Below are 24,939 nucleotides of genomic sequence, written 5' to 3'. Positions count from 1 at the left end.
GGGGTAACTGCAAGAAAAAAAGTGGAGTTACTAAAAAATAATTTTTTAGGATATTTTATAGCTGCAATGTTAGCTGGAATTTATGTAGGTTTTGGAGTTGTATTAGTCTTTGGGATAGGCTCTTGTATTATAGATAATCCATTAATAAAGGTTATAATGGGATTATCCTTTGGAGTAACTTTAAGCTTGGTTGTAATGGCAGGAGGAGAGTTATTTACTGGAAATAATCTTGTTATGGCAATGGGAGTGTTTAATAAGAGTATTGGTTATAGAGAAGCTGGTTATGCTCTTTTTATCTCTTTGATAGGAAATTGGGCAGGATCAGTTTTAATATCTTTAGGGTTCTATTATTCTGGTTTGATGTCAGAGAAATTTATTAAATTTTTAGGAATAATTATATCAGAAAGAGTTTTATTAAATGCACATGAACTATTTATTAGAGGGATACTTTGTAATATCCTTGTATGTTTAGCAGTGTGGTGTTGTTATAGATGTAAATCAGATAGTGGAAAATTGCTGATGATATTCTGGTGTCTATTTGCTTTAGTGACAGCAGGATTTGAAAATAGTGTAGCTTGTATGACACTTTTAAGTGTAGCTTTTTTAGGACCTTTTGATAATATATTTGGTTTTATGTGGTATGTTTTACACATTGGAATATTAACTGCTGGTAATATGGTAGGTGGAATATTTTTTGTAGCTTTGCCATACTACTTAATTTCAAGAAAAGATAAAAATAGATAAAGGTTTTGAAATTTTATCTATGTTAAAGGTAGAATTTCTTTTTTATTGTTGATAATTAAATTTTGTAACTATTGAATAAAAATGTTATAATGTAGCAAATAAAAATTATAAGGTGGAGATTAGATGTATTTTTTAGAGGTAGTTTTAATAGGTATAAGTTTAGCAATGGATGCTTTTGCAATCTGTCTTTGTCAAGGGCTAGCTTCAAAGAATAAGGGAAGTTTAGCTTTGAAATTAGGATTAACTTTTGGGGCTTTTCAGGCTATAATGCCGTGGCTAGGTTACAGTGTAGGAAATATCTTTAGTAGTAAAGTTTCTACATATGGTAATATACTTGCTTTTATTATATTGGTATTGATAGGAATAAATATGATAAAGGAGGGGAAAGAAGAGGAAGAGAAGTATGATATTGAAATAGGTTTGAAAGCTCTATTAGGAATGGGGATAGCTACAAGTATAGATGCTTTAGCAGTAGGATTATCTTTTGCCATGAATGGACAACAACACATTTATCTTTATGTTATGATAATAGGTATTGTAACATTTATAATTTCAGTTGTAGGAACAAATCTAGGGAGCAAAGTAGGTGAGCTACTAGGAAGTAAAGCTCACTACTTTGGTGGAACAGTACTTATTATTTTAGGTGTGAAAGCTCTAATAGGATAATATTTTTTAGGAAGAGGTTTTTAGTAAGCTTCTTCTTTTTTTCCAATCTGGCATATATTTTTCTACAAAGTTCCAAAACTCTTTTTGATGATGGGGATAGGGGATATGAGCTAGCTCATGTAGTATAACATAATCAATAACTTCAAGAGGTTTTTTATAGAGTTGGAGGTTGAAAGTTATACTTCGAGTAAGGGTATTGCAAGAACCCCATCTAGTTTTCATATCTCTAAATTTAATAATTGAAGGAAGATAGCCAATTCTCTTTCCGAATTCTATAGTTCTGTTTTTTACAAGAGTACAAAAATTATCAGTGAGCCATTTACTGATAATTTTTTTTCTATTTTCAAAATTGTTAATTTTTATATTTAATATAAAATGCTCCTCAGTTAGCTCACAATATTCAACAGAGGATATTTTTATTTTGATGGTATATTTTTTACCAAGATATATAAATTCATCTCCCTCTTCAAAAGTAGAAATCTTCTCCTGTTTATTTTTTATTTGTTCAATTTTTTCTTTTATCCACTCCTTTTTCTCTTGGAGAAGATTTTCTATATATGAATTAGGAACTTTATAGGGAGCAGAGACTAAAACTTCCCCCTTTTCATTGATTTTTATAATTATATTTTTAATCTTTTTTCTAGTTATTTTTATCTCCATAATCGTATTATATCATAAATAAATAAAGGTGTTAAAAAATATTGGATTAAATTGTTATATTGAAAAAATGCTATAAATATGGTAAAATTTTTAGATTGAGATATCTTTATTTTAGAGAGATATGAGATAGAAAACGGAGGAAAAAATAGATGAAAAAAATATATATAGCTCCAATAGCTGGAGTTACAGATTATACATATAGAGGTATATTAAGAGAGTTTAATCCAGATATGTTATTTACAGAGATGGTAAGTATCAATGCTATGGAGTGTGCTTCTGAAAAAACTTTAAAGGTAATCTTAAGACTTAGAGAGGGAGACTCTGTACAACTTTTTGGTAAGGATATTCCAAAGATGGTAGAGAGTGCAAAATTTGTAGAGAAATTAGGAGTAAAACATATAGATATAAACTCTGGATGTCCAATGAAAAAGATAACAAGTAATGGTTATGGATCAGCATTGATGGCAAATCCTGAACATATAAGAGCTATGTTATCAGAGTTAAGAAGTGCTTTAAATGATGATACAGGCTTATCAATAAAGGTAAGAGCTGGGTATAAAGAGTTTAAAAATCCTGTAGAGATAGCGAAAATTGCTCAAGAGACAGGGTGTAAACATATAACTGTACATGGTAGAACAAGAGAGCAGATGTATACTGGAAAAGCTGATTGGAGCGTAATAAAGGCTGTAAAAGAGAGTGTAGATATTCCAGTAATAGGAAATGGAGATATATTTACAGCTGAGGATGCAAAGGAGAGAATAGATTTCTCTGGAGTAGATGGGGTAATGTTAGCAAGAGGAATATTTGGAAATCCATGGCTAATAAGAGATATTAGAGAGTATTTAGAGCATGGAAAGGTACTAAATCCTGTAACTCCATTAGATAGAATAAATATGGCAATAGAGCATACTAGAAGGACTCAAATAGAGCATCCAGAGAGACCATTTATATTTGAGTTAAGAAAGCATATATGTTGGTATTTAAAAGGGATTAGAAACTCTAATGCAATAAAGGATAAGATAAACCATACAGATAAGTATGAAGAGGTATTGGAGTTATTACACTTAATAAAAGCGGGAATTGAACAAGAGGGAGTTGAATAATAATGGCAGAAACGCCACTTATGAGTCAATATAAAGAGATAAAATCTCAATATACAGATAGTATTTTACTTTTTAGGCTTGGAGATTTTTATGAGATGTTTTTTGAAGATGCTGTAATAGCTTCAAAAGAGTTAGGTCTTACTCTTACAAGTAGAAATAGAGAGAAAGGGTATGAAGTTCCTTTAGCAGGAGTACCATATCACTCGGTAGCTTCATATATAGCAAAACTTGTAGCAAAGGGGCATAAGGTAGCTATCTGTGATCAAGTAGAGGATCCAAAATCATCTAAGGGTATTGTAAAAAGAGAGGTTACAAGGGTTATAACTCCGGGAACAATTATAGATACAGATTTCTTAGATGAAAAGAGCAACAATTACCTAATGGGAATAAAAATATCTGATAATATTGGAGCTTTAGCCTATATAGATATAACAACTGGTGAATTTAAGACAAGTGAAATAGTTGGAGAAGATATACTATTTAGATTATTAGGAGAGATAAATAAGATTGCTCCAAAAGAGATAGTATTAGATGAAAAGACTTATGATAACTATATAGATGAATTCAAAAAACACAACTCTCTAAGTGAGATAAAGTTTACTAAGAGTGTAGAGAGAAAAAAAGCAGAGGAGTATTTAAAAAATTACTTTAATGTAATCTCTTTGGAAAGTTTTGGAATGAAAAATAGAAAAGAAGCCATTACGGTATCTGCTTTGGTATTAGAGTATGTTGTAGACTTACAAAAAGGTAAGGAATTGCCAATCACAAATATAAGCTATGTAAGTAGTGAAAATGTGATGGAGTTAAATATTACTACTCAAAGAAATTTGGATATAGTAGATAACCAAAGGGAGAAGAGTGGAGCTGGAACACTTCTTTGGGTAATGGATAACTGTATGACATCTATGGGAAGCAGATTACTAAAAAAATTCTTAAAAAACCCTCTTTTAGATGTTGAAAAGATAAAAGCAAGACAAAGAGATGTAAGTTTCTTTATAGAAAATGTATTACTTAGAGAGGAGATAAGAGAGAAACTAAAGGATACATATGATATAGAGAGAATAATAGGAAAACTAATTTTAGAAACAGAGAATGGAAGAGATTTAATAGCTTTAAAGACTTCTATAAAGAGTTCACTAGAAATTTTCAAATTGCTAAAGGGAAATCCACTGTTTGAAATAGATGTAAAAGCATTGGTAGAGATATATAATATGATAGAGAAAGCCATAGTAGATGAGCCACCATTCTCAGTTAGGGAAGGTGGAGTCATAAAGAGTGGATATAACTCTGACTTAGATGAGTTACATGGTATCTCAAAAGATGGAAAAGATTATATTCTTGAGATAGAGAATAGAGAGAGAGAAAGAACAGGAATAAAAGGGCTAAAAATAAAATATAATAAGGTTTTTGGATATTTTATTGAGGTAACTAAGGCAAACTCAGCTCTTGTTCCAGAGGATTACATAAGAAAGCAAACTTTAGCTAATGCAGAAAGATATATAGTGGCAGATTTAAAAGAGTATGAAGAAAAGGTACTTAATGCCAAGGAGAGAATAGAATCTCTTGAATACCATCTATTTAAAGAGTTGACAGCAGAGATAAAAAAATATAGAGAGGAGTTACAAAATCTAGCTTATAAAGTAGCATATCTAGATGTAATTACTGACTTTGCTCATATAGCTGTTAAAAACTCATATATTCAACCAGAGATAAATGATGGTGATGAGATAGAGATAATAGCTGGAAGACATCCAGTAGTAGAGAAACTTATTCCAGCAGGAGAGTTTGTAAAAAATAATATAGTATTTGATGATAAAAGAGAGATAATAATACTTACAGGTCCAAATATGTCTGGTAAATCAACATATATGAAGCAGACAGCTCTAATAATAATAATGGCTCACATAGGGTCATATGTTCCAGCTAACTATGCTAAAATTGGACTTGTAGATAAGATATTTACAAGGGTAGGTGCTAGTGATGACCTACTTACTGGACAATCGACATTTATGCTAGAGATGAGTGAGGTAGCTAACATAGTAAACAGTGCTACAAAAAAATCATTTATTATCTTAGATGAGATTGGAAGAGGAACTTCTACTTTTGATGGTATCTCAATAGCAACAGCTATCACAGAGTATATACATGAGAAAATTGGAGCTAAGACAATATTTGCCACTCACTATCACGAGCTTACTCAATTAGAGGATAAGTTAGAAAAAGCTGAAAACTTTAGAATTGAGGTAAAGGAAGATGATAAGGAGATAATCTTCTTAAGGGAGATAGTTAAAGGGGGAGCAGATAAATCTTATGGAATAGAGGTGGCAAGACTTGCTGGACTACCAAAGGAGATATTAGATAGGTCAAAATCTATTCTTAAGAGATTGGAGGAGAGAAAGGAGATAGTTGAAAAGAATCTAGGTGGAGAACAACTACTTCTTTTTGGAAATATGGCTCCAAAAGAGGAGGAGACTCAATGTAAAAAAGAGGCTCTAAAAGGTAAGGAGTTAACTAAAGAGCAAAAAATAGTAATGAGAGTACTAGATGAGATAGAGCCAGATAAATTAACACCATTAGAAGCACTATTGAAACTTAATGAGTTGAAAAAAATATTGAATGGGAGTTAAAGTATGAATAAGAAAAAAATAATATATGGAATAGCTATAATAGTAGTAGTTATATTGGGGTATTTTAACTACTTTGGTGATGAGGGAGAAGTAGGAAAGACAGAACAAGTAGTAGAAACTACTAATGTAACATATAGAAACGAGGATTATTTGGTTGAAGCCCAAAAACAAAAGGACTATATAAAAGAGAATGAGACGGGATTTGAAAAGGCGAAAGCAAAGGTAAATGATATGTTTCTAAGTGGAGATAATATCTTTATTGATAAAGTAAGAAACTTAGCCTTAAAAAATAATATCCTTGGAATAAGTCCTAATGGTTGGAGCTTTAAAGCTGAGAATATAGACTATAATAAATTAAAAGATGAGATAACTTCAACAACTGGAGTTACAGCTATAAATGATGAAAGAGGTTTGACAATCTCTGGACAAAACTTCACAACTGACTCAAAGATGAGTTATATTGAGTTGGAGAAAGATGTTACTTTAGAGGATAAAAATATAATCTTAAAGGGAGATAAGGGAAATTATGATGACTTATCTAAGATAGTTATTCTTTCTGACAATATTAAATTGGAAGGAAAGGGAGAGAATCAAGGTGTCATGGATGGAAACTTCAAAACTTTAAGATATAATATGGAGAGTAAAATTTTAGAAGCTTGGGAGCCTTTTGATGCTATATATAAAGGGGTAAAGTTATCAGCTGAATCCCTATATTTTAAAGAAGATACGGAAACTCTAAAGATCTCTAAAAATGTAGTTATTGAAGTAAATGGCTTTAAAATAAATGTAACTAGATTGGATAAGGGAGCAAATAGTGATATCTTAAATATTGTAGGAAAAATAAAGGGAAGTAACGGAGTTTACTCTTTTGTAGGAGATGGGGGAACATATAACACTCAAAGCAAAGTACTAACTATTACAGGTAATATAGTTGGAACTTCTACAAAGGGAGAGAAGATAACAGGAGAGAAACTTGTATATGATAGCAATACTCAACTGTTGACACTTTCTGGTAAAAAAGATGTAAGATACTCATCAGCAGATGGAGAATTAGTTACAAAATCTTTTACTTATAATAATGCAACAAAGGAGCTTGTAACAGATGGAAGTTATAGTTTCATCGGACCAAAATATGAGAGTAAGGGTAAAAAACTTTACTTTAATGATACTACTAAGGATATAAAGATAACAGATGGGTATATCCTAGATAAGAGCAAAGGACAAAAACTTCAAGGAGAGCAACTTGCCTATAATACTAATACACAAGATAGTAGTGCAGTAGGTAAAGCTTATATGGAAGATAAGAGATATTCACTTTTAAGTGATAGTATTATCTATACAGGAGCAGATAAAAATGCTAAAATAAATGGTAAGTATACAGTGAAAGCTTTAGATGGTAGTATGATGTTTCAAGGTAAAGATGCTACATATAATCAAGGGAATGGAGAGTTTTTAAGTAGTGGTGATGTAACTCTTCAAAGTGATGGTTATACAGCTAAGGGAAGTAACTTAACTTATAATACAGAGAATGGACTTGGAAAATTAGGAAGTAGTATTGAGATAGTTAATCCTAAGGATAATGTAAGAATAACAGGAGATAACTTCTCTTTTAAAAATGGAGAGTATCTAGAGATAGATGGAAATCTTCATATGGAAAGTGATACTGTAATAGTTAATTCTCAAAGTGCTAAGTATAATTTAAAGGATAAAAATATCTATATTCCAGAAAAAATAGATTTTAAGTCAAAAGATGGTAAAACTTATGGTATAATGGATAGAGGAGTTTACTATACTGAGGATTCAAAATTTGTAGGAGACAATTTTAGCGGAAAGAGCAATACAAGTACTTTGACAAGTAAAAAGATGACGTATTTTTCAAAGGAAGAGAAATTACTTTTCCAAGATAAAGTTGTGATGAAAGATATTGATTCTACATTTAGAGGAGATAGTGTTGAGTATTACCCTAAAACTGAGATAGTTAAATCACTAGATAAGTATACAATTAACTATAAAGATTTTACATTTAAGGGAGATAGTGGAGTATTTAATAACAAAACAGGAATCTTAGATGGAAATAGATCCGACATAACAACAGTAAATGGAGATAGATTTACATCTGATAAGATACATGGAAACTTAAAAGAGATGATAATGGATTTTATAGGAGATGTAAAGGGTGAAGTCAAGGATAAGGGAGTTGTAACAACTTTTGAAGGAGACTTTGCAAGAGTATACTTTAAAAATAGTGGAAAGTATGAGATATTAAGAAGTGAGATAAGAGAAAATGCTGTCTTTGTACAAGGAGATAAAAAATTAGAGTCTGATTATATAGAGATAGATTCAAATAGAAGATTAGTTTTTTCTAAGGAGAGTACAAAATTGACTATTGTTGATGATGTAAATGGTGAAACAATAATAAAATCAGCAGTGGCAGAAGTAGATATAGAGAATGATATAGCTACTTTGATAGGAAATGTATATATCGAAAATAGAAACTCTGAATATGGATTGACAACAGTAAAAGCCGATAGAGGAATAATTAGACAGAAAGCTGGAACAGTAGAGTTAATTGGACATGTAGAGATAGAAAATGAAGAATCTATAGTTCAGGCCGATAGAGGAATTTATAATATGGAAACTAAGAAAATAAAAGCCTCTGGAAATGTTTATGTAGACTATAAAAAATAAGGAGATAAGTTATGATAAATTTATCAGCTCAAAATCTATGTAAAAGTTATAAAAAAAGAAAAGTTGTAACTGATGTAAGTCTAGAAGTAAAAAAAGGTGAAATAGTTGGACTATTAGGACCAAATGGTGCTGGAAAGACTACTACTTTCTATATGATAACTGGAATAGTAAGACCCGATAGTGGAAGTGTATTCTGTGATAATATAGAGGTTACAGATTATCCAATGTATAAGAGAGCTAATATGGGAATAGGATATCTTGCCCAAGAGCCATCAATATTTAGAAACTTGAGTGTAGAGGAGAATATAGCTGCTGTACTTGAGATGAAAGGTATTAGTAAAGGGGAACAAAGAGAGACAATAGATAAACTTTTAGAGGAGTTTAAATTAACTCATGTTCAAAAATCTTTAGGATTTTCTCTTTCAGGAGGAGAGAGAAGAAGGGTAGAGATAGCTAGAACAATAGCTAATAATCCGAGCTTTATCCTACTGGATGAGCCTTTTGCTGGAGTTGATCCAATAGCAGTAGAGGATATTCAACAGATAATAAGATATCTAAAAAATAGAGGATTAGGAATACTTATCACTGATCACAGTGTAAGAGAGACTTTAAGAATTACAGAGAAAGCCTATATAATGGCTCAAGGAAAAGTACTTATAAGTGGAACACCAGAAGAGATAGCTGAGAATGAAACTGCTAGAAAAATTTACCTAGGTGAAAAGTTTAAACTTGATTAATAAGTAGAAAAATTAAAATTAAAAATAGAAACAAAATAGAACTGGAGGAACTATGTTAACAGGAAATCAAATTAGAAAAGAGTTCATAGAATTCTTTAAGAAAAAAAATCACAAACATTTTGAGAGTGCATCTTTAATTCCAGATGATCCATCTCTATTATTAACAGTAGCAGGAATGGTGCCTTTCAAACCATATTTCTTAGGACAAAAAGAAGCTCCATATCCAAGAATAACAACTTATCAAAAGTCAATCAGAACAAATGACTTAGAAAACGTAGGAAGAACTGCTAGACACCATACTTTCTTTGAAATGTTAGGAAACTTCTCGTTTGGAGATTATTTCAAAGAGGAAGCTATAGTTTGGTCTTGGGAGTTCGTAACAGAAGTATTAGGACTTGATAAAGATAAACTATGGGTATCTGTATTCACAACTGATGATGAAGCAGAACAAATTTGGATAGAAAAATGTAACTTCCCAAAAGAGAGAATCGTAAGACTTGGAGAAGATGAAAACTGGTGGGCGGCAGGACCAACAGGTTCATGTGGACCATGTTCAGAGATACATGTGGATTTAGGACCAGCTTATGGTGGAGATGAAAACTCAAAACTTGGAGATGAGGGAACAGATAACCGTTTCATTGAGATTTGGAACCTAGTATTCACAGAGTGGAATAGAATGGAAGATGGTTCATTACAACCATTACCTAAGAAAAATATAGATACTGGAGCTGGATTAGAGAGAGTTACAGCTATGGTACAAGGAAAACCAAATAACTTTGAAACTGACCTATTATTCCCATTAGTAGAGGAAGCTGGAAGATTAACAGGTGCTAAATATGGAGAGGACAAGGAAAAAGACTTCTCATTAAAAGTTATAACTGACCACTCAAGAGCAGTTACATTCCTAATAAATGATGGAGTAGTACCATCAAATGAAGGAAGAGGATATGTATTAAGAAGAATCTTAAGAAGAGCTGTAAGACACGGAAGATTACTAGGACAATCAGAGTTATTCCTATACAAGATGGTAGATAAAGTTGTAGAGATAATGAACGAAGCTTATCCAGACTTAAATGATAACTTAGAGCACATCAAAAAAGTTGTTAAGATAGAGGAAGAAAAATTCTCTCGTACTCTAGACCAAGGAATACAACTTGTAAACCAAGAGATAGAAAAGGTAAAATCAGAGGGTGGAAAGAAACTTTCTGGAGAGATAACATTCAAACTATATGATACATATGGATTCCCTTATGAATTAACAGAAGAGATCTGTGAAGAGAAGGGAGTAGAGGTTTCAAGAGAAGAGTTTGAAGCTAAAATGGAAGAGCAAAAAGAGAAAGCTAGATCTGCAAGAGAAGTAGTAATGGAAAAAGGGCAAGATAGCTTTATAGAGGAGTTCTATGATAAGTATGGAACTACTAAGTTCGTAGGATATGAAACTTTAAAAGAGACAGCTAAATTATTAAGCATCAGAGATGGAAAAGATGGAAAAACTCTTATGATATTTGATGCAACACCATTCTATGGAGAGTCTGGAGGGCAAGCTGCAGATACTGGAGTAATATCTGGAAATGGATTTGAAGGAAAAGTAGTAGATGTCCAAAAACAAAAGGGAATATTTACACACACTGTTGAAATAATAAAAGGAGAAGCTAAAGAGGGAGCAGAGTATCTATTAGAAGTAGATGAGATGAATAGAGTAGCTACAGCTAAGAACCATACAGCAACTCACTTATTACATAAGGCTTTAAGAGAGGTCTTAGGAGCTCATGTACAACAAGCTGGTTCATTAGTAAATGGACAAAGATTAAGATTTGACTTCAACCACTATGAAGCTATGACAGCTGAAGAGATAGAAAAAGTAGAAAACTTAGTAAATGAAAAGATTGCAGAATCACTATGTGTAACTGTAAGAGATATGAGCATGGATGAAGCTAAGAAAGAGGGAGCTATGGCTCTATTCGGAGATAAGTATGGAGATATAGTTAGAGTTGTTAAAGTAGATGACTTCTCTATCGAGCTTTGTGGAGGAACTCACATAGATAATATAGCTAAGATAGGATTATTCAAAATAGAATCAGAAAGTGGAGTAGCAGCTGGAGTAAGAAGAATAGAAGCAGTTACAGGACTTGGAGCATATGAATTAGTTAAGAGAATGGAAAGAACTCTAAAAGAGATAGCTAAGACAGTAAAAGCTGATGAGGCTAACGTTGTAGAAAGAGTAGAAAAAATGACAGAAACTCTAAGAGAAAACTCTAAAGAGATAGAGTCATTAAAAGCTAAGATAACTAACTATGAAGCAGGTTCATTAAATGATGCAGCTGAAGAGATCAATGGTGTAAAAGTTGTAATAAAAACTTTCAAGGATAAGACAGCAGAAGAGTTAAGACAAATGGTAGACTCTCTAAAGGATAAATTAGGAAGCTGTGTAGTTGTACTTGCATCTGGAGAGGATAAAGCTATATTTGCTGTAGGAGTAACTAAGGATTTAATAGGAAAAGCTAAAGCTGGAAATCTAGTAAAAGAAGCAGCTCAAATAGCTGGAGGAAATGGTGGAGGAAGACCTGATTTTGCTCAAGCTGGAGGAAAAGATGCTTCTAAGATAGAGGAAGCTGTAGCAAAAGTTAGAGAAACTTTAAAAACTTTATTATAAGGGGTACAGATGTTTAAAAAGTATATTGCCTTAGATGTTGGTGATGTAAGAATAGGTGTGGCTAAATCTGATATAATGGGGATATTAGCCACTCCCCTTGAAGTTATTGACAGAAGAAAAGTAAAGGCTGTAAAGAGAATAGAAGAGATACTTACTCAAGAGAATACAAAATCTCTTGTAATAGGAATACCAAAGAGCCTAGATGGAACAGAGAAAAGACAGGCTGAAAAGGTAAGAGAGTTTATAGAGAAACTAAATAAAAATATTGAAGGATTAGAGATATTTGAAGTAGATGAGAGATTGACTACAGTATCAGCTGATAGACTTCTAAATGAGAGTAATAAAAAAGGAGCTCTTGAAAAGAGAAAAGTAGTTGATAAGGTAGCTGCAGCAATAATTCTTCAAAGTTTCTTAGATAGAAAAAAATAGTTAAAATAGGAGGGGAAAATGAGTTCAAAACTAATGATGAGATTACTCCTTGTCATAATGGTAGTTTGTGGAGCTGTATGGCTGAGTTTTGCTAAGCCAACTAAGCTTGGACTAGACTTGAAAGGTGGAGTATATGTAGTACTAGAAGCAGTACCTGAAGAGGGAGTTACTATAGATAGTCAGGCTATGGATAGATTGATAGAGGTACTAGATAGAAGAATCAACGGACTAGGAGTAGCAGAATCAGTAGTACAAAAAGCTGGAGATAATAAGGTAATAGTTGAATTACCAGGAGTAAACAATACAGAAGATGCTATAAAGATGATAGGAAAGACAGCTCTTTTAGAGTTTAGAATAGTAAATTCTGATGGTACATTGGGGGATACTCTTCTTACAGGAAGTGCTTTAAAGAAAGCTGATGTATCATATGATAATTTAGGAAGACCTCAAATCCAATTTGAGATGAATCAAGATGGAGCAGTAAAATTTGCAGAGATAACAAGAAATAATATAGGAAAACAACTTGCTATAACTCTTGATGGAGTTGTACAAACAGCTCCTATGATAAACTCTGAAATCCCTAGTGGAAATGGAGTTATTACAGGAAACTATACAGTTGAAGAGGCTAAGGCTACAGCTACGCTTTTAAATGCTGGAGCTCTTCCAGTGAAGGCAGAGATAGCTGAAACTAGAACGGTAGGAGCATCATTAGGAGATGAATCTATAGCTCAAAGTAAAAATGCTGGAATATTAGCTATGGGATTAATAGGGATATTTATGCTAGTTTTCTATAGATTACCGGGAATAGTTGCTGATATAGCTCTTGTTATATTTGGACTTATTACTTTTGGAGCTTTAAACTTTATTGATGCAACTCTTACACTTCCAGGAATAGCAGGACTTATTCTTTCAGCTGGAATGGCAGTTGATGCCAATGTAATTATCTTTGAAAGAATAAAAGAGGAGTTAAGATTTGGAAATAGTGTAATAAATAGTATAAACGCTGGATTTAATAAGGGATTTGTAGCAATATTTGATTCAAATATTACAACACTTATAATAACAGCAATACTATTCACATTTGGTACTGGACCAGTTAAGGGGTTTGCAGTAACTTTAACAATAGGAACACTTGCATCTATGTTTACAGCAGTAACTATTACAAAAATACTTCTTCTTACATTTGTAAAGGTTTTCAAGTTTGAAAGACCAGAATTATTTGGAGTAAGGGGGAGATAGTAATGCAAATAGGAGTTATAAGAAATTGTAAAAAATACTTAGGACTTTCACTTGTATTAGTGATAATTTCAATAGCTGTTCTTATATTCAAGGGTCTCAACTATGGAATTGATTTCTCAGGAGGAAATCTTATCCAAGTTAAATTTGAAAATAATATAACACTAAAGGAAATAAATAGTGTTTTAGATAATGTAGCTAAAGAGGTTCCACAATTAAGTCCAAATAGTAGAAAAGTACAGGTTTCAGAAGATAATACAGTTATTATAAGAAGCCAAGAGTTAAGTGAAGCTCAAAAAGAACTTGTACTAGAGGACTTAAAAGAGGTAGGAACATATAAATTAGATAAGGTAGATAAGGTTGGTGCTAGCATAGGTAAGGAGTTAAAAACATCAGCTATCTACTCTTTAGCAATAGGAACAGTATTAATAATTTTATATATTACACTAAGATTTGAATTTTTATTTTCAATAGGTGCAGTAACAGCTCTTTTACATGATATAATTATAGCTGTAGGAGTGATAGCTATCTTAGGTTATGAGGTAGATACACCATTTATAGCTGCAGTATTAACAATATTAGGTTACTCAATAAACAATACTATTGTTGTATTTGATAGAGTAAGAGAAAATTTAAGACGTAAAACGAAGGAAAAACTTTCTTTTGAGGAGATATTAGATAGAAGTATCAACCAAGTTATGATTAGAACTATTAATACATCGGTGACAACTTTATTTGCTATAGTAGCTATACTAATATTTGGTGGAGACTCACTTAGAACTTTTATTGTGACTCTATTAGTTGGTATTTTAGCAGGAACGTATAGTTCTATATTCGTTGCTACATCGATTATGTATTTATTAGATAGAAAAAAGACAAAAAATGGTGGTTCTGGAATAGAGAAGAAACTTCAAAGGGAAGAAAAAAAAGAATCTAAAGAAAAGATTGTAGTATAAAAATTAAGTTAGAATAAAAGAGTAACTATAATATAGTTACTCTGATATTCTTTAAAGAGATTATTACTCTTCAAAAGCTGAATTATAATTTATGGTGAAAGTGAGATTATTGCAAAAGAGAGGGAACAAAATGAGAGCATGGTTAGAAATAGAGATGGACAATTTACTTTTTAACATAAATAAAATAAGAGAAAAAGTTGAGAATAGAGAGATTATGGCAGTAGTCAAAGCTAATAGCTATGGATTTGGAGCAAAGGAGACAGTGAGATATCTCTCTGAACATGGAGTAAAAAAATTTGCTGTAGCATGTTTAGATGAAGCTTTAGAATTGAGAGAGTTAAAATTACCAGTGGAGATATTGATTTTAGGAGTAATATTTTTAGATGAGATTGATATAGCTGATAGGAATGATATTCAGATAACAGTGGGAAACTGGGATCAGATAGAGTATATAAAAAAGAATAATTTAAAAGTTGGAGTACATATCAAGATAGATACTGGTATGGGAAGATTAGGATTTTTGCCAGAAGAGGGAGAAAGAGTAGTAGAATATTGCTTAGCTAATAATATAAATATTGTGGGTATCTATTCACATCTTTCTGATGCAGATGGATTTAATAGGGAATCAGATAATTATACAGAAACTCAGATAAAGAAATTTCAAATTTTTGAAAAATATAAGGATAGAGTAAAGTATATTCATATTTTAAATAGTGGTGGAATTTTAAGATTTAACCATGAGCTAAGTGGAAACTTAGTAAGAGCTGGAATCTGTATGTATGGAATGATAGCAAACTATAGAGTACCAGAATTAAAAAGAGTATTTTGTGTAAAGACTAAGATTCTCTCAATAAGAACTGTAGAGGAGGACTCTTTTATTTCTTATGGAAGAAAGTATACTCTTCATAAGGGAGAAACTTATGCAACCATAGGAGTTGGTTATGCAGATGGAATAAAGAAAGAGTTTTCAAATAGAAGCTATGTTATTATTGAAAATGAGAAATGTCCAATAATTGGAGAGATATGTATGGATATGTGTATGGTAAAAATACCGGACTCTATAAAGGATAAAGTTCAGATTGAAACAGAGGTAATAGTTGTAAGAGATGATATTATAGAGGAGATAAATGTAGAACATAAATGTTCTTGGGATATTCTAACTGGTATAGGTAGAAGAGTATATAGAGTATATAAGGAAAATGGGAAACCATATTTGATAACAAGATAAGGAGAGAAAATGGCTAAAATAATTTTACAAAATGGAAAAGAGAAAAAAATTCAAAACTTTTATCCTAATGTATTTAAAGATGAGGTAAAAAGTACAATAGGAAAGATAGAGAATGGAGATATAGTTGATGTTTGTACTGAGGATATGACATTTGTAGGAAGAGGGTATGTAACTGACTCTACATCTGCTTATGTTAGAGTATTGACAACAAAGGATGAAAAAATAGATAAAGATTTTATATTAAATAAGATAAGATCAGCTTATAAAAAAAGAGAGCATCTTTTTAATGAAACAAACTGTGTAAGAGCTTTCTTTTCAGAGGGAGATGGAATACCTGGACTTATTATAGATAAGTTTGATAAATATGTAGCTGTACAATTTAGAAACTCAGGAGTAGAGAGATTTAGACAAGAGATAATAAATGCTATAAAAAAAGTTATGAAACCTAAGGGAATATATGAGAGAAGTGATGTTGAAAACAGAACTCATGAGGGAGTAGAGCAAAAGACAGGAATTATCTTTGGAGAGATCCCAGAAAGAGTAATTATGGAAGATAATGGACTTAAGTATGGAATAGATATTATAGATGGACAAAAAACAGGATTTTTCTTAGATCAAAGAGATTCAAGAAAGTTTATCAGAAAATATTTGAATAAGGATACTAGATTCTTAGATGTATTCTCAAGTAGTGGTGGATTCTCAATGGCTGCTTTAAAAGAGAATTGTAAAAAAGTTGTAGCTATAGATAAAGAGCCTCATGCTTTAGAGTTATGTAGAGAAAACTATGAGTTAAATGGATTTGAAGGGGATTTTGTAACTATGGAAGGAGATGCTTTCCTACTTCTTAAAACATTAGTTGGAAGAGGAGAGAAATACGATGTGATTACATTAGATCCTCCATCTTTAATAAAAAGAAAAGCTGATATTCATAGAGGAAGAGACTTTTTCTTTGATCTATGTGACGATAGTTTTAAACTTTTAGAAGATGGTGGAATATTGGGGGTAATAACATGTGCTTACCATATCTCTTTACAAGATCTATTAGAGGTAACAAGAATGGCAGCCTCTAAAAATGGTAAGTTATTACAAGTTATAGGAATAAACTACCAACCAGAGGATCATCCTTGGATCTTACATGTTCCAGAGACACTATATTTAAAAGCACTATGGGTAAGAATAATAAATAATTAAAGGGGTAAGTATGTATTTAGATATTGTTATATTGGTTGTATTGGTATTAGCAATTTTAGATGGATTAAAAAATGGGTTATTTGTGGAGTTTTTATCAGTATTTGGCTTAATAATAAATTTTGTTGCAGCTAAGTACTTTACTCCAATTTTGATGGAGTTTTTAAAATTTAAAGTAAATGAGACAAATTATTTTATAATTTATATTATTATATTTTGGGCTGTATATATAGTTATGGGAATTTTCCTACACTTCCTAAGAAATATTATGGATAGTCAAAATAAAGGATTTATTTTAAGAATATTAGGAGGATTGATTGGATCAATAAAAGGTGCTATATTGGCCGTAGTAGTTATATTTATATTTAACTTTGTAAGTGATCTAATACCTGATGTAAAAAAATATGGAGAGAAGAGTAAAGCAGCGGAGACAATGTTAAAAGTTTCTCCGTTAATTGAAAAATATATTCCAAAAGTTTTTAAAGATAAATTAAATGAGATAAAGAATGAGAAGCTTATTGACAAGTATATGAATAAAATTTTTTAGGAGAGGTATATGAAACTTATAGATAAATATATTTTAAATGAGATAAAGATACCAGTTCTCTTTGGAGTTTCATTATTTACATTTATATTTTTAATAGATATCATAGTAGCTATGATGGAAAATATTATAGTAAAAGGAATTTCGATCATAGATGTAATAAGAATTTTGTCTTTTTATCTTCCACCAATTTTATCCCAAACTATACCGATGGGGATATTTTTAGGAATAATGTTGACATTTTCTAAGTTTACTAGAACAAGTGAGGCAACAGCAATGAGTGCAGTTGGAATGTCTTTAAAAGATATAGTTAAGCCTGTCTTTATAGCAGCTTGCTGTATAACACTTTTTATCTTTTTTTTACAAGAGAGTATAATTCCAAGATCTATGACTAAATTACAGTTTTTAACTGCTAAGATAGCTTATGAAAATCCTGTATTCCAGTTAAAAGAGAAAACATTTATTGATGAAGTAGATGAGTATAATCTTTATATAGATAGAATGGATGGAAAAGATAAGATTGCAAAGGGGATTTTAATATTTCAAAAAGCTGAAGATAAGCCATTTCCTACAGTTGTAGTTGGGGAGGAAGCTTATTGGAAAGATTCGGCAATGGTATTAAAGAACTCAAAATTTTATAACTTCAATGATAAGGGAAAAGAGGTTTTAAGAGGAGAGTTTGATGAGAAGAGAATACCTTTAGCCGCTTACTTTAGTGAGATAGAGATAAAGGTAAAAGATTTAGAGGCTATGGGAATTGGTAAACTTTTAAAGGAGATGAAAGACAAATCACCAGCTGAACAGATACCATATAAAGTAGAGATAAATAAAAAGTTAGCAGTACCATTATCAACAATTATGCTATCTCTATTGGGAGTATTTCTATCTATAGGACATCATAGAAGTGGAAAGGGAGCTAATTTTGCTCTAAGTCTAATAGTAATATTTTCATATATCACTTGCCTAAATGTAGGAATGGTAATGGCAACAAAGGGAATAGTTCCTGCTTTTATAGGAGTATGGATACCAAATATAATACTTTTCCTACTGACTCTATTTATGTATAAGAAAAAAGCAGAGGTGATATAGTGAGAATTATAGATAGATATATCAGTAAAAATTTCATAAAATCCTTTATGTTGAGCTTAATGGCTTTTATGGGAATATTTATAGTTAGCCAGCTTTTTAGAGTTGTGAAATATCTGAGTGATGGAAGATTTACTCCAAGTGATGCTGTATATTATATAGTAACTCTTCTTCCTAGAACTTTTATTGATGTTGCTCCTCTAGCTATACTATTGGGAAGTATGATGACAATAAGTAGTATGGCTTCAAATCTTGAAATAATATCTCTTAAAACATCTGGAATAAAATTTAAGAGAATAGTTTTATTCCCAATAATAATTTCAGGTATAATATCTGGAGTAGTATTCTTTGTAAATGATACTTTGTATCCTATCTCTTTAAAGATAAATAGAGATTTAAGAAGTGGAGAGGTACAAAAAAGAGTTGCTCCTGTTGAAAAAAGAAATGCCTTCTTAAGAGGAGAGGATTCTAACTATATCTATTTGATGCAAAAAATAAATAGAGAGAGTGGATTAGCTGAAAATATAGAGATAATAGATATGAATGAAAATTTTAATAGAGTAGAGAGAATAATAACTGCCCCTCAAGGAAGATACAATTTTACAAAAAAAGTATGGGTATTAAAAGATGCTAATATCTATTATGGATATGATAATAAAAAATCTGAAAGTAAGGAGTATTTTTCAGAAAATAAATATAAAGATAATCCAGAAAATTTCATAACTTTAACAGTTGAACCTAGAACACTTACAATAAAAGAGTTAAAAAAGACTATTAGAGAGATGAAGAGCATAGGTGGAGATACAAGAGAGTTATTAGTTGAATTAGCAAATAGATACTCTTTCCCATTTGCAAGTTTTGTAATTTCATTTTTAGGACTTGCTTTAGGCGGAAGATATGTAAGGGGAACTTCGGCAGTAAGTTTAGGAGTTTGTGTCTTACTTGGATACGGATACTATGTTGTACAAGCTTCGTTTGAAGCTATGAGTTCAAATGGATTTTTAAATCCATTTGTAGGTGGATGGATTCCAAATATAATATTTTTAGTTGTTGGAATATATCTTATGAATAAAGCAGAATACTAGAATATCAAAAATGGAGTGAATATATGAGTATTGATGTAAAAAAATTAAGTAATGGAATCCCTGTACTTATGGATAATATAGAGAGTATTAACACTATAAGTTTAGGAGTTTTTGTAAAAACTGGATCAAGAGATGAGTATCCAGAAGAGAGTGGAGTTTCACACTATATAGAGCATATGATGTTCAAAGGGACAACTACAAGAAGTGCTAAAGATATCTCTGAAGAGGTAGATAATGAAGGTGGAATGATAAATGCTTATACAAGTAGAGATACTACTTGTTACTATATCCAGATGCTATCAAATAAGATAGAAAAGGGTATAGATATATTAGCAGATATGTTTTTAAACTCTACTTTTACAGAGGAAAATTTAGAAAAAGAGAGAAATGTAATAATAGAAGAAATAAGAATGTATGAGGATATTCCAGAGGAAACTATACATGATGAAAATATAAAGTATGCTGTAACTGGAACACAATCTAATACAGTATTAGGAACAATAGAGAGTTTAAAGGGAATAGATAGAGATAGATTTATAAAATATTTTAAAGATCAATATAGAGCTTCAAATATTGTTATATCAGTTGCTGGAAAAATGGATTGTGATAGAGTATTTGAACTATTAGAAAAGGGATTTGGAAAATTAGCAGATTATCCAGTAGATAGAAAAATAGATAATAGTTATACTATAAATGCTGGAGAGAACAAAATAGTTAGAGATACTAATCAAGTACATCTATGTTTTAATACTAAGGGAGTTAGCTTAGTAGATGAAAAGAAATATCCAGCGGCTATAATCTCTAGTGTTTTAGGTGGAAATATGAGTTCAAGACTTTTCCAAAAGATAAGAGAGGAGAGAGGACTAGCTTACTCTGTATATACATATTCAAGTGCCTTTTTAGAAGGTGGAGTTTTTACTGTTTATGCAGGAACAACTCATGAGAGTTATAGGGATGTAATTGAAATAATAAAAGCAGAGTTTGAAGATATCAGAGAGAATGGTATAACAGCCTATGAGCTTCAAAAATCAAAAAATCAATTTTTAAGTATGTTGACTTTTAGTTTAGAGGGAAGTAAAGGGAAAATGAATAGAATGGCAAACTCATATCTATTATATGGAGAGGTAATTGATATAGATACTATAATAAACTCTATAGAAAAGATAACTCTTGAGGATATAAAAGAGACAGCTAAGATTATATTTGATGAAAAATACTATTCATGGACAATTCTAGGAAATGTATAAGGAGATAGAGAATGGAAAAAATAAAAGTACAAGTTTTAATAGCTGATGGGGTACAATTACCAAAATATGAAACATCTGGATCAGCAGGAATGGATGTAAGAGCAAATATATCAGAACCAATAGTATTAGGATCGTTAGAGAGAGCTTTAATTCCAACAGGGATCAAGATGGCAATACCAGAAGGGTATGAGGTTCAAGTAAGACCTAGAAGTGGATTGGCTTTAAACCACGGAATAAGTATGGCAAATGCTATAGGAACTATTGATAGTGACTATAGAGGAGAGATAGGAGTGATACTTATTAATCTTAGTAAAGATGAGTATGTAGTTCAACCCCAAGAAAGAATAGGACAACTTGTTTTAAATAAAGTAGCACAAATGGAGTTTGAGGTTGTTGAAAGTTTAGATGAAACTGAAAGAGGTAGTGGAGGATTCGGACACACTGGGAAATAAGGAGTAGTAGATGAAAAGTAGTAGAGATATAAAACTTCTTTTTAAAAGATTAAAAAAAATGAATAATTTTCTTGTTCTTAATGCACTTTTGATAGTTTGTATAAGTATCTCTACCATATATAGTGCAACTATTTCAAGAACAACATCATTCTATATGAAAGAAAGTATTTGGGCTGTGATAGGATTAGTAGCTTATTTAATCGTTACAATGATAGATTACAGAAAATACTTGAAATATTATAAAGTATTATATATTATTAATATTTTTATATTACTTTCAATTTTTTTTATAGGAGTAAGCAGATTAGGGGCACAAAGATGGATAACTTTTGGACCTGTTAGTTTACAACCATCAGAGATGGGAAAAGTTTTGGTAGTATTAACACTTTCAGCTTTTTTATCCACTTATTTTAAAGATAAATTGGTAGGAGTAAAGAGTGTTTTTATAGCTGGAGCACATATTGCTCCAATTTTGTTATTAATTTTAAAACAACCAGATTTAGGAACTACACTTATTATAGTAATGACTTTTAGTGTAATGATATTTATGTGTGATTTGGATTGGAAAACAATTATATTGTTAGGTACAAGTGCTGTAGCTTTTGTTCCATTTGCTTATTTTTTTCTATTGAAAGATTATCAAAGGCAAAGGGTACTTACATTTTTAAATCCAGAAGCAGATGTTCTTGGAAGTGGATGGAATGTAACTCAATCAATGATAGCTATAGGATCTGGAGAGTTATATGGAAAGGGTTTTTTAAATAGTAGTCAAAGCAAATTAAGATTTTTACCTGAAGCACATACAGACTTTATTGTATCAGTTTTTTTAGAGGAAAGAGGTTTTCTAGGGGGAGTACTACTATTTGGATTATATTTTGCATTAATAATGCAGATAATCTATATTGCAGAAACAACTACAGATAGATTTGGAAAGCTGATATGTTATGGAATAGCCTCTATTTTTTTCTTTCACTTTGTAATAAATGTAGGAATGACTATGGGAATTATGCCTGTAACTGGAAAACCTTTATTATTGATGAGCTATGGTGGTACATCACTTTTAATAAGTTTCATAATGTTAGGGATAGTACAAAGTGTAAGAATATATAGAGATTAGGAGAAGAGATGGAGTATATAATAGATAAAGAGTTTGAAGATGTAAGAGTAGATAAATTTTTGAGAAAAAAGCTTTCAAATATGGCACTAACTGAGATCTTTAAATGTATAAGAGTTGGAAAAATAAAAGTAAATGGGAAAAAAACAAAAGAAAATTATAGACTTAAATTAAATGATGTGGTAAAATTATTTATGAAAGTTGAGTTAGAAAGTATACAATCTGAAGAGAGTAAAATTAAAAGTTCAGATCTAGAAGAGATAAAGCAATTTATTGTATATGAAGATGAAAATCTTTTAATTTTAAATAAAAAACCAAATATGGTTATGCATAAGGGAAGTGGCCATGAGTATGGAATCTCTGAGATTTTGAAAGAGTACTTAAAAAATCCTAATTTTAACTTTATAAATAGAATAGATAAAGCAACTTCTGGTCTAGTTATAGGAACTAAGAACTTAGTTATAAATAGAGAACTTTCTGAAGAGATGAGAGAGAGAAATATAGAAAAAAAATACTATATTTTAGTTGAAGGAAAGTTAAAGAAAAAAGAGTTTATAATAAAAAGCTTCTTAAAAAGATTGGAAGATAGAGTAGTTGAATTAGAAAAATATGAAGTGGGAGCAAAGAAGAGTATAAGTTATTTTAGAGTTGTAGAAACTGGAAAAGATTGTACTCTTTTAGAGGGAACTTTAGGAAGTGGAAGAACACACCAATTAAGAGTTCAACTTGCTTCTATGGGAAACCCCATATTAGGTGATACTAAATATGGAAAAGGTAAAGAAAAAATAATGTATCTATTTTCACACTATCTAAAGATAGATAAGTATGGAATAGAAATAAATTTACCTATTCCAAAGGAGTATATTAAAAGGTTATCTAAGTAAATATTTTTATATAGGAGGAAAAATAAAAAATGGAAAACACAGGAATGCTAGAAAGACTGTATAAGATTTCTGAAAGAGGAAGTACAGTAAAACAAGAGGTGATAGGAGGATTAACTACATTCTTAGCTATGTCTTATATCATCTTTGTTAACCCTTCAATTTTAGGAATGACTGGAATGGATAAGGGAGCTTTAATAACTGTAACTTGTTTAGCATCAGCACTGGCAACAATAATATCAGGAGTATGGGCAAATGCACCATTTGCATTAGCACCAGGAATGGGACTAAACGCTTTCTTTACTTTTACTCTAGTATTAGGAAGAGGATTATCTTGGGAAACATCATTAGGTATTGTTTTTATGTCTGGAGTTTTCTTCTTTTTCTTATCTTTAGGTGGAATTAGAGAAAAAATAGCTAATGCTATTCCAATACCATTAAAGATAGCTGTTGGAGGAGGAATAGGATTATTCATAACATTTATTGGACTTATAAATATGGGACTTGTAGTAGCTAATCCAGCTACTATAGTAGGACTTGGAGAAATGAAAATAACAACTATTATAGGTATCGTAGGACTAATAGTAGCAATAGTTTTAGAAATAAAACAAGTAAAAGGTGGAATGTTATTAGGAATAGTTGTAACTACAGTATTAGGATTTGTAACAGGGAATATAGCTGTTCCAGAAAAAATAGTATCTTTACCACCTAGTATTGCACCAATAGCTGGAAAGTTAGATATCGTAGGAGCTTTTAAACTATCTTTAATAGGACCAATATTTTCATTTATGTTTGTAGATTTATTTGATACATTAGGAACTTTAATATCTTGTTCAAGACAAGCTGGAATACTTGATAAAGATGGAAAGATTAAAGGATTTGGAAGAATGCTTTATACAGATGTATTTTCTACAATGGTAGGAGCAGTTTTAGGTACAAGTACAGTTACAACTTATGTTGAATCAGCAGCAGGAGTAGCAGTAGGAGCTAAAACTGGACTTGCTTCAGTAGTAACAGGAATAATGTTCCTATTTGCATTATTCTTCTCGCCATTAGTAGCTGTTGTACCTGGTTATGCTACAGCATCTGCTCTTATAATAGTTGGTGTATATATGTTTAAACAAGTTAGAGATTTAGATTTTGGAGATCTTAAAACTTTATTCCCATGTTTTATAATAATAGTAATGATGCCACTTACTTATAGTATAAGTACAGGACTAAGTTTAGGATTCTTATCATATATATTTATCCATGTAATAACAGGAGATTTCAAAAAACTAAATATAACATTAATATTTATTGGAGTACTTTGTTTAGTAAATTTATTAGTATAATTTGAAAATGTTTACAGGTTAATGTATACTTAGAGGCTATATAAAATAAGAGTTTATTCGCTATATTGATATTGTTTATGTGATGTATATATATCATTAATTTGACAAAGTTTGGATATTATAGTAAATTCTTAAATGTATAATAGAGGTTTCATTATTTAAAAAAAGTAAGTATTTTAGTAATTAGAGTATTGTGAGAAGTTTTTCCACAATACTCTAAAAAAATATTATAATTGAAAAATTTTTTTTAAAAAAGTGAAATATAAAAAAGTAGGAGGAAG

The 24,939-nt window shown here is 30.9% G+C and carries 21 protein-coding genes; 20 read left to right on the top strand and 1 reads right to left on the bottom strand.

The window, feature by feature from the left end:
• Window positions 1-744 (top strand): formate/nitrite transporter family protein (locus IAA47_06875; protein ID MBU3842685.1); only part of this gene is annotated, 744 nt, incomplete at its 5' end.
• A gap of 123 nt (window positions 745-867) precedes the next feature.
• Window positions 868-1,410: a manganese efflux pump MntP family protein gene (locus IAA47_06870; GenBank protein ID MBU3842684.1), complete on the top strand. Its 543-nt coding sequence runs from the start codon at window positions 868-870 to the stop codon at window positions 1,408-1,410.
• A 6-nt stretch (window positions 1,411-1,416) separates the two neighbouring features.
• Here IAA47_06870 and IAA47_06865 read toward each other — a convergent pair whose 3' ends face one another.
• Window positions 1,417-2,070 (bottom strand): M48 family metallopeptidase, encoded by a 654-nt coding sequence (locus IAA47_06865; GenBank protein MBU3842683.1) that lies wholly within the window; start codon window positions 2,068-2,070, stop codon window positions 1,417-1,419.
• 149 nt (window positions 2,071-2,219) lie between these two features.
• On the opposite strand from IAA47_06865, the gene dusB reads away from it, so the two are divergent.
• The 18 genes from dusB (at window position 2,220) to IAA47_06775 (ending at window position 24,658) form a co-directional block, all read left to right on the top strand.
• Window positions 2,220-3,173 carry a tRNA dihydrouridine synthase DusB gene (dusB, locus tag IAA47_06860; protein MBU3842682.1) on the top strand — a complete coding sequence of 318 codons (954 nt, stop codon included), beginning with the start codon at window positions 2,220-2,222 and terminating at the stop codon, window positions 3,171-3,173.
• The gene (mutS, locus tag IAA47_06855) at window positions 3,173-5,800 is read left to right on the top strand and encodes a DNA mismatch repair protein MutS (GenBank protein ID MBU3842681.1); all 2,628 of its coding nucleotides are present in this window, start codon (window positions 3,173-3,175) and stop codon (window positions 5,798-5,800) included. Before dusB ends, mutS begins: the two co-directional genes overlap by 1 nt.
• Before the next feature lie 3 nt (window positions 5,801-5,803).
• Window positions 5,804-8,488 carry an LPS export ABC transporter periplasmic protein LptC gene (lptC, locus tag IAA47_06850; GenBank protein ID MBU3842680.1) on the top strand — a complete coding sequence of 895 codons (2,685 nt, stop codon included), beginning with the start codon at window positions 5,804-5,806 and terminating at the stop codon, window positions 8,486-8,488.
• An 11-nt stretch (window positions 8,489-8,499) separates the two neighbouring features.
• The gene (gene lptB, locus IAA47_06845; GenBank protein ID MBU3842679.1) at window positions 8,500-9,225 is read left to right on the top strand and encodes an LPS export ABC transporter ATP-binding protein; all 726 of its coding nucleotides are present in this window, start codon (window positions 8,500-8,502) and stop codon (window positions 9,223-9,225) included.
• Window positions 9,226-9,277: 52 nt separating this feature from the next.
• Window positions 9,278-11,878: an alanine--tRNA ligase gene (gene alaS / locus IAA47_06840; GenBank protein ID MBU3842678.1), complete on the top strand. Its 2,601-nt coding sequence runs from the start codon at window positions 9,278-9,280 to the stop codon at window positions 11,876-11,878.
• Between the two features lie 9 nt (window positions 11,879-11,887).
• The gene (gene ruvX / locus IAA47_06835; protein ID MBU3842677.1) at window positions 11,888-12,307 is read left to right on the top strand and encodes a Holliday junction resolvase RuvX; all 420 of its coding nucleotides are present in this window, start codon (window positions 11,888-11,890) and stop codon (window positions 12,305-12,307) included.
• 18 nt (window positions 12,308-12,325) lie between these two features.
• Complete coding sequence (secD, locus tag IAA47_06830; protein MBU3842676.1) at window positions 12,326-13,546, top strand: protein translocase subunit SecD; 1,221 nt, start codon at window positions 12,326-12,328, stop codon at window positions 13,544-13,546.
• The gene (gene secF, locus IAA47_06825; GenBank protein ID MBU3842675.1) at window positions 13,543-14,499 is read left to right on the top strand and encodes a protein translocase subunit SecF; all 957 of its coding nucleotides are present in this window, start codon (window positions 13,543-13,545) and stop codon (window positions 14,497-14,499) included. Before secD ends, secF begins: the two co-directional genes overlap by 4 nt.
• Window positions 14,500-14,629: 130 nt before the next feature.
• Window positions 14,630-15,727 carry an alanine racemase gene (gene alr, locus IAA47_06820; protein MBU3842674.1) on the top strand — a complete coding sequence of 366 codons (1,098 nt, stop codon included), beginning with the start codon at window positions 14,630-14,632 and terminating at the stop codon, window positions 15,725-15,727.
• A 9-nt stretch (window positions 15,728-15,736) separates the two neighbouring features.
• A complete protein-coding gene (locus tag IAA47_06815; GenBank protein ID MBU3842673.1) occupies window positions 15,737-16,918 on the top strand; it encodes a class I SAM-dependent rRNA methyltransferase in 1,182 nt (393 codons plus the stop codon).
• Window positions 16,919-16,928: 10 nt separating this feature from the next.
• Window positions 16,929-17,462 (top strand): CvpA family protein, encoded by a 534-nt coding sequence (locus IAA47_06810; protein ID MBU3842672.1) that lies wholly within the window; start codon window positions 16,929-16,931, stop codon window positions 17,460-17,462.
• Window positions 17,463-17,471: 9 nt separating this feature from the next.
• Complete coding sequence (locus IAA47_06805; GenBank protein MBU3842671.1) at window positions 17,472-18,548, top strand: LptF/LptG family permease; 1,077 nt, start codon at window positions 17,472-17,474, stop codon at window positions 18,546-18,548.
• Entirely contained in the window at window positions 18,548-19,630 is a 1,083-nt protein-coding gene (locus IAA47_06800) for an LptF/LptG family permease (GenBank protein ID MBU3842670.1), read from the top strand. The genes IAA47_06805 and IAA47_06800 overlap by 1 nt, the downstream gene beginning before the upstream one ends.
• Before the next feature lie 23 nt (window positions 19,631-19,653).
• A complete protein-coding gene (locus IAA47_06795; GenBank protein ID MBU3842669.1) occupies window positions 19,654-20,877 on the top strand; it encodes an insulinase family protein in 1,224 nt (407 codons plus the stop codon).
• 11 nt (window positions 20,878-20,888) lie between these two features.
• Entirely contained in the window at window positions 20,889-21,329 is a 441-nt protein-coding gene (gene dut, locus IAA47_06790; protein MBU3842668.1) for a dUTP diphosphatase, read from the top strand.
• 10 nt (window positions 21,330-21,339) lie between these two features.
• The gene (gene rodA / locus IAA47_06785) at window positions 21,340-22,446 is read left to right on the top strand and encodes a rod shape-determining protein RodA (protein ID MBU3842667.1); all 1,107 of its coding nucleotides are present in this window, start codon (window positions 21,340-21,342) and stop codon (window positions 22,444-22,446) included.
• A gap of 8 nt (window positions 22,447-22,454) precedes the next feature.
• A complete protein-coding gene (locus IAA47_06780) occupies window positions 22,455-23,327 on the top strand; it encodes an RluA family pseudouridine synthase (protein ID MBU3842666.1) in 873 nt (290 codons plus the stop codon).
• Between the two features lie 29 nt (window positions 23,328-23,356).
• Window positions 23,357-24,658, top strand: a complete 1,302-nt coding sequence (locus IAA47_06775; GenBank protein MBU3842665.1) for an NCS2 family permease — start codon at window positions 23,357-23,359, stop codon at window positions 24,656-24,658.
• The last annotated feature ends 281 nt before the right edge of the window (window positions 24,659-24,939 follow it).

Origin of the sequence: Candidatus Fusobacterium pullicola (genome assembly GCA_018883725.1) — a bacterium.
Classification (GTDB): Bacteria; Fusobacteriota; Fusobacteriia; order Fusobacteriales; family Fusobacteriaceae; genus Fusobacterium_A; species Fusobacterium_A pullicola.
The sequence above is the reverse complement of the archived record's forward strand: the minus strand, read 5'-3'. Positions and strand labels throughout refer to the sequence as shown.